The following is a 14,276-nucleotide window of genomic DNA, read 5'->3' as shown; positions in this document are numbered from 1 at the left end:
CCCTACACTGGCCGGAAGGTGCGCGGATGATGCGCCCGACCCGGGGGAGTGCGATGGGCGTGGTACTGCTGTTCGTCCTGGCGGTGCTGGGCGCGTTCACCGGCATCGGATGGTTCCTCGGGGCACGCAGCGTCCGACGCTCGTCGAGCCGGCCACGGGACGTCCCTCCTCCGGCCGCCGTGTACGAGGAGGGGTACGACGCCGGGTACAGGGCCGGCCTCCAGGCGCGGGAGCTGCAGGCGGTACCGGGTGCGCGGGACGTGGGGAGCGGCTCCGTGCAGTCGGGCCACCCACCGAGCGCCGTGCTCCCGCCCTCCTCTACCGGTGGATTCCCGACGTCGTCAGCGGACGACGGTGCTCCGGCGCCGGCCGGTCGTCCTGCACCGCCGGCAGTGGCAGGGGAGGGTGGCCCCGCGCCGTCGCCCGCCGAGCAGGCCGCCACGAAGGCCGCACGAGACCTTCGGAGCATCAACATCGCCCTCTACTCCGCGAGCCTCCTGCTCGTGGCCGCGGCCGGTCTGTTCATCGGGGCGGCGGTTCCCGGCCCTGCACGGGCGGTCACGATCTGTGCCGTCGTTGCGGTGTTCTACCTCGGTGGCCTGGTCCTCCATTCCCGACTGCCACGGCTGCGTCCGGCGGCCGTCGCCTTCACCGGCACGGGTCTCGCCCTGCTGCCGGTGGCGGGCCTCCTGTTCGGGGTCCTGACCGGTGAGGGCCCGTCGGCCTGGTTCGGCACGGCGGTGCTCGGCACGGTGGCCTACCTCCTCGCCGCCGTGCGCCTGCAGAGCCGGGTGGTCGCGTACCTCAGCCTCCCGTTCTTCCTGTCCATCGCGCTGTCCTCGGTGTCGCTGATCGGCGGCGCACTGATCTGGTACTTCACCTGCTCCGTCGGTGTGGCCGCGCTGCTCGCGGTCCTGGCCCATCCTGCTCCCCGATGGATGCCCGAGATCCTCACACGGGCCGTGCTCGACGCGCACCGCGTCCTGACCCCGCTGGCACTGGGTGCCTCCCTCCTGCTCGGCGGCGTCCTGGGACCGGGCGAGCGCGCCCTCCTGTGGGTCGTGGCGAGCGTCTACTACGCCTCCCTGCTGGTGTTCGTCCCGGTGCGGAGGATCGAGCACCTCTACGCGGGGCGTCTCGTCGTCGTGGTGGCGATCGTCCTCGTCGCAGCCGCGCTGGACCTGCCGTTCGCGTGGGCGGCCCTGGTGCCGGCCCTCGGCCTCGCCCTGCAGGTGGCTGCGGCGCTGGTCCTGTCGGCACCGCTGCGGCGCCTCCTCACCCCGGGCACGGCGGCGTCCGACACGAACCCCGTCAGGACCGACTCCACCCCCACGAGCCCCGCCATCGGACCTCCACCCGTCGGTGAGATGGCCGCGGAGGAGCGCGGGGCAGCGCGGTACCGGTGGGACGTCCTGGTGACCTTCGCCCTCACAGCCATCACCGCCCTGGCCGCCGTCGTCGTGATCGGGTGGTCACGCGGTGCCGGGTGGGGGGACCGCCCCGACGTCCTCGTCCCCGTGCTCCTCGTGCTGCTTCTCGGGATGTGGGTCGCGGTGCATCTCAGGGGGGCCGCGGAGGCGTCGGTGCTGCCGGGTCTCCTGCTCGGGACCACCACGCCGGGGGAGACCCCGTGGCGCACCGAGCTCGTGGTGGCGCTGATCGTCGGCTTCCTGGTGGTGCGCGCCAGGACCTCCACCGGTGGGCTGCGCGAGAAGTTCCTCCTCGCCGCACGGGCGGGCGGCGTCCTGCTCGCACCGCTCATGGTCCTGGTACACCTGCGTGCACCGGAGCTGACCGGTGGCCGGCTGGGGGAGCCGGCCGTCCTCGCCCTCGTGCTCGCGGCCGTCGTGAACCAGCTGGCCGAGGTGGTGCGCGTGCGGCGAGCGCGGGGGACCGCCCACAGCCCCTGGGTCATCGCGGCCTCGAGCGGTGTGTCGCTGGTGGCGACGGTCGTGCTCGCCACGGCGGCCGGGGCGGGACCGGTCGCGGCGGTCGCCATCTGGAGCACCGTGGCCGCGGGCGTCCTGACCACACTCGCGCTGCCCCTGGCGGACGAGGGGACGGCGCTCCGACCACCGTCGCCTGCCGGAGCGCCCGGGATCCCTGGCAGTGCAGCAGGGGGCGCGGCGGGCGAGGTGGAGGACCCCTCGGCCCGACCCGCGGACCGCTCCGGGCCACCGGCCGGTCGGCAGTACGGGATCGGTACCCGGTCGGCGGTGCTGCGCGCCCGGGACGTCGGGGGGATCGCCCCCGTCTCATTGCTCGCCGCGGCTCTCGCCTGTGCCGTGGCAGGCTCCGGGTACCGCTCGTACGAGGTCCTGCTGATCGCCGTCGTCCTGCATGCCGGGCTCACGGCGCGCCGCTCCATCGATCACCGGCGGCGCGGCGGATACCTGCTCACCGCGCAGATCGCCTTCACCGTCCTCCCCGCACTCGTCTCCGCGGACCTGGACCCGGACGTGCACCAGGTGCTGACCGTCGTCGCCGGAGGGATCGCACTGCAGGAGATCGTCCGTGTGATCCTGCGCAGGCGCCTCCGCGATCTCGGCCTGCAGTCGTCGTCGGTCTGGCTGAGTACCGCGGTGCTCGCTGCGCTGCCCCTGGTGTACGGCGTGCTGGCAGGCCCGACGGTCCGGCTCGGGGTGATCGTCGCCCACCTGGCACTCCTCCTCGTCGTCTCCGTGGTCCTGTTCGCGGTGCAGCGCAGGGACTCCGCCGCCTATCCCGCCCTGTACGCCCTCGCTGCCGTGATCGCCGTCCTCTCGGGAGCGGTGGACACCGCGCCGGCGGGATGGCTGGTCCGCGCGCCGCTGGCGCCGGAAGGCGGAGCGCTGGTGGCGGCGGCCTGCCTGCTCGTCCTGGTGGCCCTCCGCCTCCGCCCTGCCGGCGAACGGCACGGACCGCCGATCCACGGAGGTGCCGCGCTCTTCGCCCTCGAGGCATGCATCCTCGCGTTCCCGGACGGCGGGTGGGATCGAGTCCTCGTCACGGCGGCGGTCGCCGGTGCCGGCTTCGCCCTCTCGCGGCGCGAGGCGATCGCCTGGCTCGATGCAGCAGCAGCACTCGCGGTCGTCGTCCTGTCCGCGGCCTTCGTGGAGGAGGTCACCCGGGGGGCGGGAGGTCCGCCGGGATCGGCGGTGCTGCGCCTGCTCCTCGGCGCCGTGCTCGCCGCCGTTCTCCTGTACCTCGCCCGGCAGCTCCTGCCCGCGGGCGATCGGCACGAACTACGCCACCGGATCCTCGGGACGGCGGCGCTCTCGTGGGCCGCAGCGGCGGCCCTGACCGCCATGGTCCCCGATCAGGAGGCCGTGGCCGGCTCGGTGGTCCTGGGAACGGTGGCGCTCCTCGCCCTGCGCGAGGTCCCCGCGGCCGTTCGGCCGGCTGCGGCCGAAGCGGTGTTCCTCGTGCTGGTGGCCGCGGTGCAGCGCATCACCTGGGTGGTCTCGGACGGCATCGGTCTCTTCTGGGCGGCCCAGTGGTGGGCGGTGGCGTTCGCGGTCCTCGCGGCATCCTCCTTCCTGCGCGGTGCCGCCGGGCGCGGGTCCGTCCGGCTGGCCGCGTCGGGGACCGTGCTCTCGTGCACCGGCCTGCTGACCGTCGTCGGCGGGAGCGCGGGTGCACAGGTGTGGTCCCTGTGCGGGCACGTGCTGCTGCTGGCCGCCGGGGTCGCGCTGTCCCGCAGGCTCTTCAGCGCCTGGGGTGCCGTCGGCATCGTCCTGGCCCTGGTGTGGTTCCTGCGCGGGTACACGTTCCTCCTGCTCACCGTCGCCGCGCTGGCATTGCTCGCGTTCGCCGTGTGGAAGCTCAACGGCCAGACGCGCGGACCGGCGTCCTGACCGCCTGCCGGTCCACGCCCCGGTGTTCCCCGTGGCCGATGTCACGGCGTACGTCCCGAGGCCGGTTCGCATTCGACCCGGCGATCTGCCACACTGGAGAAGTTGTTCAAGTGCTGATGCGCGCGATCAGCGGTCCCATCCCGGTCAGGATAATGCCTGATGCAGGGATCGGGTCCATCGCGAGGTCGGCCCAGAAAACAGAACCCACCCCGTCCGGCTCGTCCGGAACAGTGGATCGTGTGTGTATCTCGGTAGTGGTTTTCACCACAAAGCGCGACACGCCCGAGCGCGGGGGTCGGAGCCCTCACAGGGTGAGGAACCCGGATCCGTCCGGATTCAGCCTGTCGAGGGAGCGTCGTACAACGGACGCAGCACATGCACGTACGTACCCAGACTGCCCCGGCAGTTGTGTAGAGAGAGAGTCGAGACGCCATGGCGGGACAAAAAATCCGCATCCGGCTGAAGTCGTACGACCACGAGGTCATCGACGTGTCAGCACGGAAGATCGTTGAGACGGTGACGCGCGCAGGCGCAACGGTAGTGGGCCCCGTGCCCCTGCCCACGGAGAAGAACGTTTTCGTTGTCATCCGGTCCCCGCACAAGTACAAGGACAGCCGTGAGCACTTCGAAATGCGGACTCACAAGCGTCTGATCGACATCATTGACCCCACGCCCAAGGCCGTCGATTCGCTGATGCGTCTCGATCTGCCGGCGGACGTGAACATCGAGATCAAGCTGTAGGGGAGAGCGGATACACATGTCTACTTCACTTACACGCCAGGTCAAGGGCCTGCTGGGCATCAAGCTCGGCATGACCCAGGTCTGGGACGAGAACAACATCCTGATCCCGGTCACCGTGGTGCAGGCCGACTCCAACGTCGTCACCCAGCTCCTCGAGGCCGAGAAGGACGGCTACACCGCCGTGCAGATCGGCTTCGGTCAGATCGACCCCCGCAAGGTCACCAAGCCGCTCGCCGGGCATTTCGAGAAGGCAGGCGTCACGCCCCGCCGTCACGTCGTCGAGCTGCGCACCTCCGACGCCGAGTCCTACTCGCTCGGTCAGGAGCTCTCCGTCGAGATGTTCGAGGCCGGTCAGACGGTCGACGTCATCGGCACCACCAAGGGCAAGGGCTTCGCCGGTGTCATGAAGCGCCACGGGTTCCACGGCGTGGGTGCCTCGCACGGTGCGCACAAGAACCACCGCAAGCCCGGTTCCATCGGTGGAGCATCCACCCCCAGCCGCGTCTTCCGTGGAATGAAGATGGCGGGCCGTATGGGCGCCGTCCGTCAGACCACGCTGAACCTCCGGGTCCACGCCGTCGACGCCGAGAAGTCGCTGCTGCTGATCAAGGGCGCCGTTCCCGGCGCCCGCGGCCAGGTCGTCCTCGTACGCACCGCCGTGAAGGGAGCATAGCCACATGGCTGCCAATCCAGTACAGGTAGATCTCCCCGCGGAGATCTTCGACGCACAGACCAACGTGCCGCTGCTGCACCAGGTCGTCGTCGCCCAGCTCGCTGCCGCCCGCCAGGGTACGCACAAGACGAAGACCCGCGCCGAGGTCAGTGGCGCAGGCCGCAAGCCGTTCAAGCAGAAGGGAACCGGTCGCGCCCGCCAGGGCTCGATCCGCGCTCCCCACATGACCGGTGGTGGCGTGGTCCACGGACCCACCCCGCGTGACTACAGCCAGCGCACCCCCAAGAAGATGAAGGCCGCCGCCCTGCGCGGAGCCCTCTCCGACCGGGCCCGCAACGGCCGCATCCACGTCCTCGAGTCCCTGGTGACCGGCGACAAGCCGTCCACCAAGGGTGCCATCGAGACCCTGCGCGCGATCTCCGAGCGGCCCCGCCTGCTCGTGGTGATCGAGCGCGCCAACGACGTCGCCGCGCTCTCCGTGCGCAACGTCCCCGCGGTACACGTCCTCTATGTGGACCAGCTCAACACGTACGACGTGCTGGTCTCCGACGACGTGATCTTCACCAAGGCCGCCTACGACCAGTTCGTGGGTTCGGTCGACGTCATCTCCGAGGAGGATGCCAAGTGAGCGGCAGCATCGCAAAGGATCCGCGCGACGTCGTCATCGCACCCGTCGTGTCGGAGAAGAGCTACGGCCTGATCGACGAGGGCAAGTACACCTTCCTGGTCGACCCTCGGTCGAACAAGGAAGAGATCAAGCTGGCGGTCGAGAAGATCTTCTCCGTGAAGGTCGACTCCATCAACACCATCAACCGGGTCGGTAAGCGCAAGCGCACCAAGTTCGGCTGGGGTCAGCGCAAGGGCACCAAGCGTGCCATCGTGTCCCTCAAAGAGGGCTCGATCGACATCTTCGGCGGTCCGCTCTCCTAGGGCGGAGACCACTTTAACGAGGAATTGAGTTATGGGAATCCGTAAATACAAGCCGACAACGCCGGGCCGCCGTGGCTCGAGCGTCGCCGACTTCGCAGAAATCACCCGGTCGACGCCGGAGAAGTCCCTGGTGCGTCCCCTGCCCAAGAAGGGCGGACGCAACAACACCGGTAAGATCACCACGCGCCACAAGGGTGGTGGACACAAGCGCCAGTACCGTCTGATCGACTTCCGTCGTCACGACAAGGACGGCGTCGACGCCCGCGTGGCCGAGATCGAGTACGACCCGAACCGCACCGCGCGCATCGCGCTGCTGCACTACGTGGACGGCACGAAGCGCTACATCGTCGCGCCGAACAAGCTCAAGCAGGGCGACTTCGTCGAGGCCGGTGCCGGTGCCGACATCAAGCCGGGCAACAACCTGCCGCTGCGCAACATCCCCGTGGGTACCGTCATCCATGCCGTCGAGCTCCGTCCCGGTGGCGGCGCCAAGATGGCGCGTTCCGCCGGTGCATCGGTGCAGCTCGTCGCCAAGGAGGGCCGGTTCGCCCAGCTGCGGCTGCCCTCCGGCGAGATCCGGAACGTGGACGTCCGCTGCCGCGCGACGATCGGCGAGGTCGGCAACGCCGAGCAGTCGAACATCAACTGGGGCAAGGCCGGCCGCAACCGCTGGAAGGGCATCCGCCCGACCGTCCGTGGTGTGGCCATGAACCCGGTGGACCACCCGCACGGTGGTGGTGAGGGCAAGACCTCCGGTGGACGTCACCCGGTCAACCCGAACGGTAAGCCCGAGGGCCGTACGCGCCGCCCCAACAAAGAGAGCGACTCACTCATCGTGCGTCGCCGTCGTTCCGGCAAGAACAAGCGATAGGAGCCTGGAGACATGCCACGCAGCCTGAAGAAAGGCCCCTTCGTCGACCAGCACCTCTATGTGAAGGTGACTCGCGAGAACGAATCGGGTACGAAGAACGTCATCAAGACCTGGTCACGCCGCTCCATGATCGTGCCCGACATGCTCGGTCACACGATCGCGGTGCACGACGGACGCAAGCACATCCCGGTGTTCGTCACCGAGTCGATGGTCGGGCACAAGCTCGGCGAGTTCGCTCTGACGCGGACCTTCCGCGGCCATGTTAAGGACGACCGCAAGGGCAAGCGCCGCTAGGCGCTGCTCTTACGGCTAAGACGAGAGAAGGAAAGCAATGGAAGCCAAGGCTATTGCGCGTCATATCCGCGTAACGCCTATGAAGGCCCGGCGCGTCGTCAACCTTGTTCGTGGTAAGCAGGCGAACGAGGCTCTGGCTATTCTGAAGTTTGCCCCACAGGTTGCTTCGGAGCCGGTATTCAAGGTGGTCCAGTCGGCCGTCGCCAACGCACGTGTCCTCGCGGACCGTGACGGCGTCGCCTTCGACGAGGACAACCTCATCATCAGCGAAGCATTCGTTGACGAAGGCCCCACGATGAAGCGGTTCCGTCCGCGTGCCCAGGGCCGCGCGTTCCGCATCAACAAGCGGACCAGCCACATCACGGTTGTCGTCGCTACCCCTGAGAAAGTGGAGGTCCGCTAAGTGGGACAGAAAGTAAACCCGCACGGGTTCCGACTCGGCATCACCACCGACCACAGGTCACACTGGTTCGCCGACAGCAACAAGCCCGGTCAGCGCTACCGCGACTTCGTCCGTGAGGACATCAAGATCCGTCAGCTGATGTCCACCGGCATGGACCGGGCCGGCATCGCCAAGGTCGAGATCGAGCGCACCCGTGACCGCGTCCGCGTGGACATCCACACGGCACGTCCGGGCATCGTCATCGGCCGCCGCGGAGCAGAGGCCGACCGCATCCGCGGCGAGCTCGAGAAGCTCACCGGCAAGCAGGTGCAGCTGAACATCCTCGAGGTCAAGAACCCCGAGGTCGAGGCGCAGCTGGTGGCCCAGGGCATCGCGGAGCAGCTCTCCTCCCGCGTGGCGTTCCGCCGCGCCATGAAGAAGGCCATGCAGTCCGCGCAGCGCGCCGGCGCCAAGGGCATCCGTGTCCAGTGCTCCGGTCGTCTGGGCGGGGCCGAGATGAGCCGTTCGGAGTTCTACCGCGAGGGACGCGTTCCCCTGCACACGCTCCGCGCCAACATCGACTACGGCTTCTTCGAGGCGAAGACCACCTTCGGCCGCATCGGCGTGAAGGTCTGGATCTACAAGGGTGACGTCACGGCGAAGGAACTCGCGGCCCAGGCCGCTGCAGCTCCTTCCCGCGGCCGCGGTGGGGACCGGCCGGGCCGTGGCCCCGCCGGCGCCGATCGCGGTGGCGACCGTCGTCGTCGTGCTCCCGAGCGCTCCGAGGGCCAGGGTGCCCAGGCACCCGCCGAGACCGCCGCGGCTCCCGCAGCCGCGACTGAAGGAGGACAGGCTTAAATGCTGATCCCACGTCGAGTCAAGTTCCGCAAGCAGCACCACCCGGGTCGCTCGGGCGCTGCAACCGGCGGTACCGAGGTCAGCTTCGGCGAGTGGGGTATCCAGGCGCTGAGCCCGGCATACGTCACCAACCGGCAGATCGAGTCCGCCCGTATCGCCATGACCCGCCACATCAAGCGTGGCGGCAAGGTCTGGATCAACATCTATCCGGACCGTCCGTTGACCAAGAAGCCCGCCGAGACCCGCATGGGTTCCGGTAAGGGTTCGCCCGAGTGGTGGGTGGCCAACGTCAAGCCGGGACGGGTTCTCTTCGAACTCTCCGGTGTTTCCGAAGAGGTAGCCCGCGAAGCCCTGCGCCTCGCGATCCACAAGCTGCCGTTGAAGGCACGCATCGTGCGTCGTGAGGGTGGTGAATAGTTTTGGCTCTGGGTTCAAAGGAACTGGCATCGGACCAGCTGGACGGCTTCGACAAGGATCGTCTGGTGGAAGAACTGCGCAAGGCCAAGGAGGAGCTGTTCAACCTCCGCTTCCAGTCGGCCACCGGCCAGCTGGAGAGTCACGGGCGCCTTCGCTCGGTCAAGCGCGACATCGCCCGCATCTACACGGTGCTGCGTGAGCGTGAACTGGGTATCCGCCCCGAGGTCGTAGCTCCCGTCGAGGAAGCTGCGCCCGCGAAGGCGGAGAAACCCAAGAAAGCCAAGAAGGCCTCCGCGAAGGACGCACCTGTCGCGGACACCGAGGCTTCTGAGGAGGACGCCAAATGAGTGAGCAGCAGAGTGAGACCACCGTCGGGACCGAGAAGGCAGTGCACGGCGCCGACTCGCGTGGCTACCGCAAGGTCCGCCGCGGCTACGTGGTGTCCGACAAGATGCAGAAGACCATCGTGGTCGAGGTCGAGGACCGCGTGAAGCACGGCCTGTACGGCAAGGTGATCCGTCGCAGCTCCAAGATCAAGGCGCACGACGAGCAGAACACCGCCGGCATCGGCGACATGGTCCTGATCAGCGAGACCCGTCCGCTGTCCGCCACCAAGCGGTGGCGCCTGGTCGAGGTCATCGAGAAGGCCAAGTAGCACCGAGCAGCAGCAGCGGGAACGGTACGCCGGACCTCGCACGGCAGGGCCCCGGACACGATTTCGTGTCCGGGGCCCTTCCGCGATATGCTGTGAATCTTGTCTGTCTGGTGGGCTGGCGCATGCCCTCACGAGGTCTCCTCCGGGGTTGACCCGCACACCGGGCAAATAGGCAAAAGCCCGATGATCTTGTTCACCGTCCCGTGCAGCTCCCAGGCACGATCGTGCGCCCCGCGCACTGTCGGTGAGGACCAGTATCTCGGGGCCCACCCATATCCGTTCCGCAAGGCTCGACGAGAGAACCGGCGCGACGACAGGAGTTATCAGTGATTCAGCAGGAGTCGCGGCTAAAGGTCGCCGACAACACGGGGGCCAAGGAAATCTTGACCATCCGTGTTCTCGGAGGATCCGGGCGCCGCTACGCAGGCATCGGCGACGTCATCGTCGCCACCGTGAAGGACGCGATCCCCGGCGGCAACGTCAAGAAGGGTGATGTCGTCAAGGCGGTCATCGTCCGCACCAAGAAGGAACGCCGCCGCGCGGACGGTTCCTACATCAAGTTCGACGAGAACGCAGCAGTGATCCTGAAGAACGACGGCGACCCCCGCGGTACCCGTATCTTCGGCCCTGTCGGTCGCGAGCTCCGCGACAAGCGTTTCATGAAGATCATCTCGCTGGCGCCGGAGGTGCTGTAGTCCATGGCACAGAAGACAAAGCTCAAGATCAAGAAGGGTGACCTCGTGCAGGTCATCACCGGGGCCAAGCAGGAGCGCGGCGGAGACCGCGGCAAGCAGGGCAAGGTCCTCAAGGTGTTCCCCGAGTCCAACCGCGTGCTCGTCGAGGGCATCAACCGGATCACCAAGCACACCAAGGCGGGGCAGTCGCAGGGCGGCACCACCACCGGTGGGATCCAGGTGGTCGAGGCCCCGGTGCACATCAGCAACGTGGCCGTCGTCGATCCCGAGACCAAGAAGCCGACGCGCGTCGGGTACCGCACCGAGACCGTCGAGCGCGACGGCCGCGAGCGCGTTGTCCGCATCCGCATCGCCAAGTCATCAGGGAAGGATCTGTAATGACTGTCGAGACCACAGAGACCAAGGTTCTTCCCCGTCTCAAGGCCCGCTACCAGGCCGAGATCAAGGCGACCCTGCAGGAGCAGTTCGACTACTCCAACGTGAACCAGGTCCCGCGCCTGGTCAAGGTCGTCGTGAACATGGGTGTCGGTGACGCCGCCAAGGACTCCAAGCTGATCGACGGAGCCGTCAAGGACCTCACCGCGATCACGGGCCAGAAGCCCCAGGTCACGAAGGCCCGCAAGTCCATCGCGCAGTTCAAGCTCCGCGAGGGCATGCCCATCGGTGCACACGCCACGCTGCGTGGGGACCGCATGTGGGAGTTCACGGACCGCCTGATCTCCCTCGCACTGCCCCGTATCCGCGACTTCCGCGGGCTCAACGGCAAGCAGTTCGACGGCAACGGCAACTACACGTTCGGCCTGACCGAGCAGTCGATGTTCCACGAGATCGACCAGGACCGCATCGACCGCGTCCGTGGCATGGACATCACCGTCGTGACCACCGCCAGGACCGACGCCGAGGGCCGTGCGCTCCTCAAGGCGCTCGGCTTCCCCTTCAAATCCGAAGATTAATCTAACTACGTTGCAGGTCCGCTCCGGTAGTCGCTCCCCGCGCCGGCCGGAAACCGGAAACCGTTCCGAGGAAGGGCAAGAGCCCACATGACAATGACAGATCCTGTCGCAGACATGCTCACGCGTCTGCGCAACGCAAACTCGGCATACCACGATTCCGTGTCCATGCCGTACAGCAAGTTGAAGGCCCGCGTCGCGGACATCCTGAAGTCCGAGGGTTACATCGCGGGCTGGAAGGAGGAGGAGGCCGAGGTCGGCAAGAAGCTGACCCTCGACCTCAAGTTCGGTCCGGACCGCCAGCGTTCCATCGCCGGTATCCGCCGCATCTCCAAGCCCGGTCTCCGCGTCTACGCGAAGTCCACGAACCTGCCCCAGGTCCTCGGCGGGCTCGGCATCGCCATCCTGTCCACGTCCTCCGGTCTGCTCACGGACCGCCAGGCATCCAAGAAGGGTGTAGGTGGGGAAGTCCTCGCCTACGTCTGGTAGCGGGAAAGGGAAAGAAACATGTCACGTATTGGACGTCTCCCCATCACCGTTCCCTCCGGTGTCGAGGTCAAGGTCAACGGCAACGAGGTCTCCGTCAAGGGTGCCAAGGGTGAACTGACCCACGTGGTCCCCAACCCCATCGAGGTCTCCCTCGACGAGAGCACCCTCACCGTCTCGCGCCCCAACGACGAGCGCGAGTCGCGTTCGCTGCACGGGCTCACCCGCACCCTGATCTCCAACATGATCGTCGGTGTCACGGACGGCTACAAGAAGAACCTCGAGATCGTGGGTACGGGTTACCGTGTCCAGGCCAAGGGCGCCGACCTCGAGTTCGCGCTGGGGTACAGCCACCCGGTGGCCGTGAAGGCCCCCGAGGGCATCACCCTCACCGTCGACAGCCCCACCAAGCTCTCGGTCGCGGGGATCAACAAGCAGCAGGTCGGCGAGGTCGCTGCAACCATCCGCAAGCTGCGCAAGCCGGACCCCTACAAGGGCAAGGGCATCCGCTACGCGGGCGAGATCATCCGCCGCAAGGTCGGAAAGGCTGGTAAGTAATCATGGGTCTGAGCATCAACAAGAAGCGCAGCTCGAAGAGCAGGTCCGCCTCCAGGGGACGCCGGCACCTCCGGGTACGCAAGCGCGTCTCCGGTACGGCCGTACGGCCCCGTCTGGTGGTCAACCGTTCGGCGCGCCACGTCTTCGTGCAGGTCGTCGACGACACCAAGGGTGTCACCGTCGCGTCAGCCTCCACCCTCGAAGCTGACCTCCGGGCCTTCGACGGCGACAAGACCGCCAAGGCCAAGCGCGTCGGCGAGCTCGTCGCAGCGCGTGCCCTGGCCGTCGGTGTCGAGGCTGTCGTCTTCGACCGCGGTGGTAACAAGTACCACGGTCGCGTTGCAGCAATCGCAGACGGCGCACGGATCGGTGGGCTGGCACTGTGACCGAGGAAATCAAGGCAAAGGAAGCCCCATTGAATACGGCTACAGAGCAGCCCGCTGCCGAGGCGACGACAGCCGCAGGATCGACCGAGAACGCGTCGGCGGCCGCCAACCGCCGCGGCAATGCCCGCGGTGGCGAGCGTGGGGGCAACTCCCGCGGTGGCGAGCGCGGGGGCCGTGGCGGCCGTGACGGGCGCGACGGCGGCCGGAACGACGACAAGGACAAGTTCATCGAACGCGTCGTCAGCATCAACCGCGTGGCCAAGGTGGTCAAGGGTGGTCGTCGCTTCAGCTTCACCGCCCTCGTGGTGGTAGGCGACGGCAACGGCATGGTCGGTGTCGGCTACGGGAAGGCGAAGGAAGTTCCCTCCGCCATCCAGAAGGCCGTCGAGGAAGCCAAGAAGACCATGTTCCGCGTGCCGCGCATCGGTGGCACCGTCCCGCACCTGGTGCAGGGCGAGGCTGCGGCCGGCGTCGTGCTCCTGCGTCCCGCGTCCCCGGGTACCGGTGTGATCGCCGGTGGTCCGGTGCGCGCCGTCCTGGAGTGCGTCGGCATCCACGACGTCCTCTCGAAGTCGCTCGGATCGGCGAACGCGATCAACATCGTGCACGCCACCGTCGACGCGCTCAAGCGCCTCGAGGAGCCCCAGGCCGTGGCAGCGCGTCGCGGTCTGCCCCTCGACGAGGTTGCGTCCCACCAGATGCTGCGAGCCATCGCAGCCCAGAAGGTAGGTGCGAAATGACCGCGATCACTCCCAAGCGCGTGGCCGTGAGCTCGGCCAAGCTCGAGATCACGCAGATCAAGTCCGCCATCGGCGGCAAGCAGAACCAGCGCGACACGCTGCGCTCGCTCGGTCTGAAGCGGATCGGCCACACCGTGGTCCGTGAAGCCGACGCCGTGACGGTCGGCATGGTCAACACGGTTCCGCACCTTCTGAAGGTCGAGGAGGCCAACTAGTGGTAGAGAACAACACCCCGGCCGCGACCGAGGCGAAGGCAGAGCGCGTCCACGCACTCAAGGTCCACCACCTGCGTCCCGCCCCCGGAGCCAAGACCGCGAAGACCCGTGTGGGCCGTGGTGAGGGTTCGAAGGGCAAGACCGCAGGCCGTGGTACCAAGGGAACGGCGGCCCGCTACCAGGTGAAGGCGGGTTTCGCCGGCGGCCAGCTGCCGCTGCACATGCGCCTTCCCAAGCTGCGCGGGTTCAAGAACCCGTTCCGCGTGGAGTTCCAGGTGGTCAACCTGGACAAGCTCTCCGAGCTGTACCCGGCGGGTGGCGACGTCACCGTCGCCTCCCTGGTGGCCAACGGCGCGGTTCGCAAGAACCAGCCCGTCAAGGTTCTCGGCACCGGTGAGATCACCGTGGCCGTGAACATCTCGGCGAACGCGTTCTCGGCCTCCGCGGCCGAGAAGATCGCCGCAGCAGGCGGGACCACCACCGCCCTGTAGCACCTCCCGGTACCTCCTCCTCGGACGAACACGAGGCGGAGGTACCGGATCGGGGGCTCCCTGCGAACTAGACTCTTGGTGGGCCGGTACCGACCGGC

Annotated in this window: 21 protein-coding genes; all 21 read left to right on the top strand. The window is 67.8% G+C overall.

Annotated elements, in window-relative coordinates:
• The first annotated feature begins 26 nt into the window (after positions 1-26).
• The 21 genes from AC792_RS03415 to rplO all read left to right on the top strand — a co-directional run bounded on the left by AC792_RS03415 (position 27) and on the right by rplO (position 14,178).
• Positions 27-3,836: a hypothetical protein gene (locus tag AC792_RS03415; protein WP_152915998.1), complete on the top strand. Its 3,810-nt coding sequence runs from the start codon at positions 27-29 to the stop codon at positions 3,834-3,836.
• Between the two features lie 432 nt (positions 3,837-4,268).
• A complete protein-coding gene (gene rpsJ / locus AC792_RS03410; protein ID WP_026531952.1) occupies positions 4,269-4,577 on the top strand; it encodes a 30S ribosomal protein S10 in 309 nt (102 codons plus the stop codon).
• Between the two features lie 16 nt (positions 4,578-4,593).
• Positions 4,594-5,250 (top strand): 50S ribosomal protein L3, encoded by a 657-nt coding sequence (rplC, locus tag AC792_RS03405; protein ID WP_049829183.1) that lies wholly within the window; start codon positions 4,594-4,596, stop codon positions 5,248-5,250.
• Between the two features lie 4 nt (positions 5,251-5,254).
• Positions 5,255-5,878: a 50S ribosomal protein L4 gene (rplD, locus tag AC792_RS03400; RefSeq protein WP_049829182.1), complete on the top strand. Its 624-nt coding sequence runs from the start codon at positions 5,255-5,257 to the stop codon at positions 5,876-5,878.
• Entirely contained in the window at positions 5,875-6,180 is a 306-nt protein-coding gene (rplW, locus tag AC792_RS03395) for a 50S ribosomal protein L23 (RefSeq protein WP_049829181.1), read from the top strand. The genes rplD and rplW overlap by 4 nt, the downstream gene beginning before the upstream one ends.
• Positions 6,181-6,211: 31 nt before the next feature.
• Positions 6,212-7,051, top strand: a complete 840-nt coding sequence (gene rplB / locus AC792_RS03390; RefSeq protein WP_049829180.1) for a 50S ribosomal protein L2 — start codon at positions 6,212-6,214, stop codon at positions 7,049-7,051.
• Positions 7,052-7,063: 12 nt separating this feature from the next.
• Complete coding sequence (gene rpsS / locus AC792_RS03385; RefSeq protein WP_049829179.1) at positions 7,064-7,345, top strand: 30S ribosomal protein S19; 282 nt, start codon at positions 7,064-7,066, stop codon at positions 7,343-7,345.
• Positions 7,346-7,382: 37 nt separating this feature from the next.
• Complete coding sequence (gene rplV / locus AC792_RS03380) at positions 7,383-7,748, top strand: 50S ribosomal protein L22 (RefSeq protein WP_049829178.1); 366 nt, start codon at positions 7,383-7,385, stop codon at positions 7,746-7,748.
• Entirely contained in the window at positions 7,749-8,585 is an 837-nt protein-coding gene (gene rpsC / locus AC792_RS03375; protein WP_049829177.1) for a 30S ribosomal protein S3, read from the top strand.
• Complete coding sequence (gene rplP, locus AC792_RS03370; protein ID WP_049829176.1) at positions 8,586-9,002, top strand: 50S ribosomal protein L16; 417 nt, start codon at positions 8,586-8,588, stop codon at positions 9,000-9,002.
• 2 nt (positions 9,003-9,004) lie between these two features.
• Positions 9,005-9,349 (top strand): 50S ribosomal protein L29, encoded by a 345-nt coding sequence (gene rpmC / locus AC792_RS03365; RefSeq protein ID WP_049829175.1) that lies wholly within the window; start codon positions 9,005-9,007, stop codon positions 9,347-9,349.
• Positions 9,346-9,657, top strand: coding sequence for a 30S ribosomal protein S17 (gene rpsQ, locus AC792_RS03360; protein WP_049829174.1), 312 nt, complete (start codon positions 9,346-9,348; stop codon positions 9,655-9,657). The genes rpmC and rpsQ overlap by 4 nt, the downstream gene beginning before the upstream one ends.
• Positions 9,658-9,983: 326 nt before the next feature.
• The gene (gene rplN / locus AC792_RS03355; RefSeq protein ID WP_049829173.1) at positions 9,984-10,352 is read left to right on the top strand and encodes a 50S ribosomal protein L14; all 369 of its coding nucleotides are present in this window, start codon (positions 9,984-9,986) and stop codon (positions 10,350-10,352) included.
• 3 nt (positions 10,353-10,355) lie between these two features.
• Positions 10,356-10,730 carry a 50S ribosomal protein L24 gene (gene rplX, locus AC792_RS03350; protein ID WP_049829172.1) on the top strand — a complete coding sequence of 125 codons (375 nt, stop codon included), beginning with the start codon at positions 10,356-10,358 and terminating at the stop codon, positions 10,728-10,730.
• Positions 10,730-11,305 carry a 50S ribosomal protein L5 gene (gene rplE / locus AC792_RS03345; protein ID WP_049829171.1) on the top strand — a complete coding sequence of 192 codons (576 nt, stop codon included), beginning with the start codon at positions 10,730-10,732 and terminating at the stop codon, positions 11,303-11,305. The genes rplX and rplE overlap by 1 nt, the downstream gene beginning before the upstream one ends.
• A gap of 87 nt (positions 11,306-11,392) precedes the next feature.
• Complete coding sequence (gene rpsH, locus AC792_RS03340; protein WP_049829170.1) at positions 11,393-11,791, top strand: 30S ribosomal protein S8; 399 nt, start codon at positions 11,393-11,395, stop codon at positions 11,789-11,791.
• A gap of 18 nt (positions 11,792-11,809) precedes the next feature.
• A complete protein-coding gene (gene rplF / locus AC792_RS03335) occupies positions 11,810-12,346 on the top strand; it encodes a 50S ribosomal protein L6 (RefSeq protein ID WP_049829169.1) in 537 nt (178 codons plus the stop codon).
• Positions 12,347-12,348: 2 nt separating this feature from the next.
• A complete protein-coding gene (gene rplR / locus AC792_RS03330; RefSeq protein WP_049829168.1) occupies positions 12,349-12,732 on the top strand; it encodes a 50S ribosomal protein L18 in 384 nt (127 codons plus the stop codon).
• Between the two features lie 29 nt (positions 12,733-12,761).
• Positions 12,762-13,472 (top strand): 30S ribosomal protein S5, encoded by a 711-nt coding sequence (rpsE, locus tag AC792_RS03325; RefSeq protein WP_049829167.1) that lies wholly within the window; start codon positions 12,762-12,764, stop codon positions 13,470-13,472.
• A complete protein-coding gene (rpmD, locus tag AC792_RS03320; RefSeq protein ID WP_049829166.1) occupies positions 13,469-13,687 on the top strand; it encodes a 50S ribosomal protein L30 in 219 nt (72 codons plus the stop codon). The genes rpsE and rpmD overlap by 4 nt, the downstream gene beginning before the upstream one ends.
• Entirely contained in the window at positions 13,687-14,178 is a 492-nt protein-coding gene (gene rplO, locus AC792_RS03315) for a 50S ribosomal protein L15 (RefSeq protein ID WP_049829165.1), read from the top strand. The genes rpmD and rplO overlap by 1 nt, the downstream gene beginning before the upstream one ends.
• Positions 14,179-14,276 lie beyond the last annotated feature (98 nt).

It is taken from the genome of Arthrobacter sp. RIT-PI-e, assembly GCF_001187915.1.
GTDB lineage: Bacteria > Actinomycetota > Actinomycetes > Actinomycetales > Micrococcaceae > Arthrobacter_D.
The sequence above is the reverse complement of the archived record's forward strand: the minus strand, read 5'-3'. Positions and strand labels throughout refer to the sequence as shown.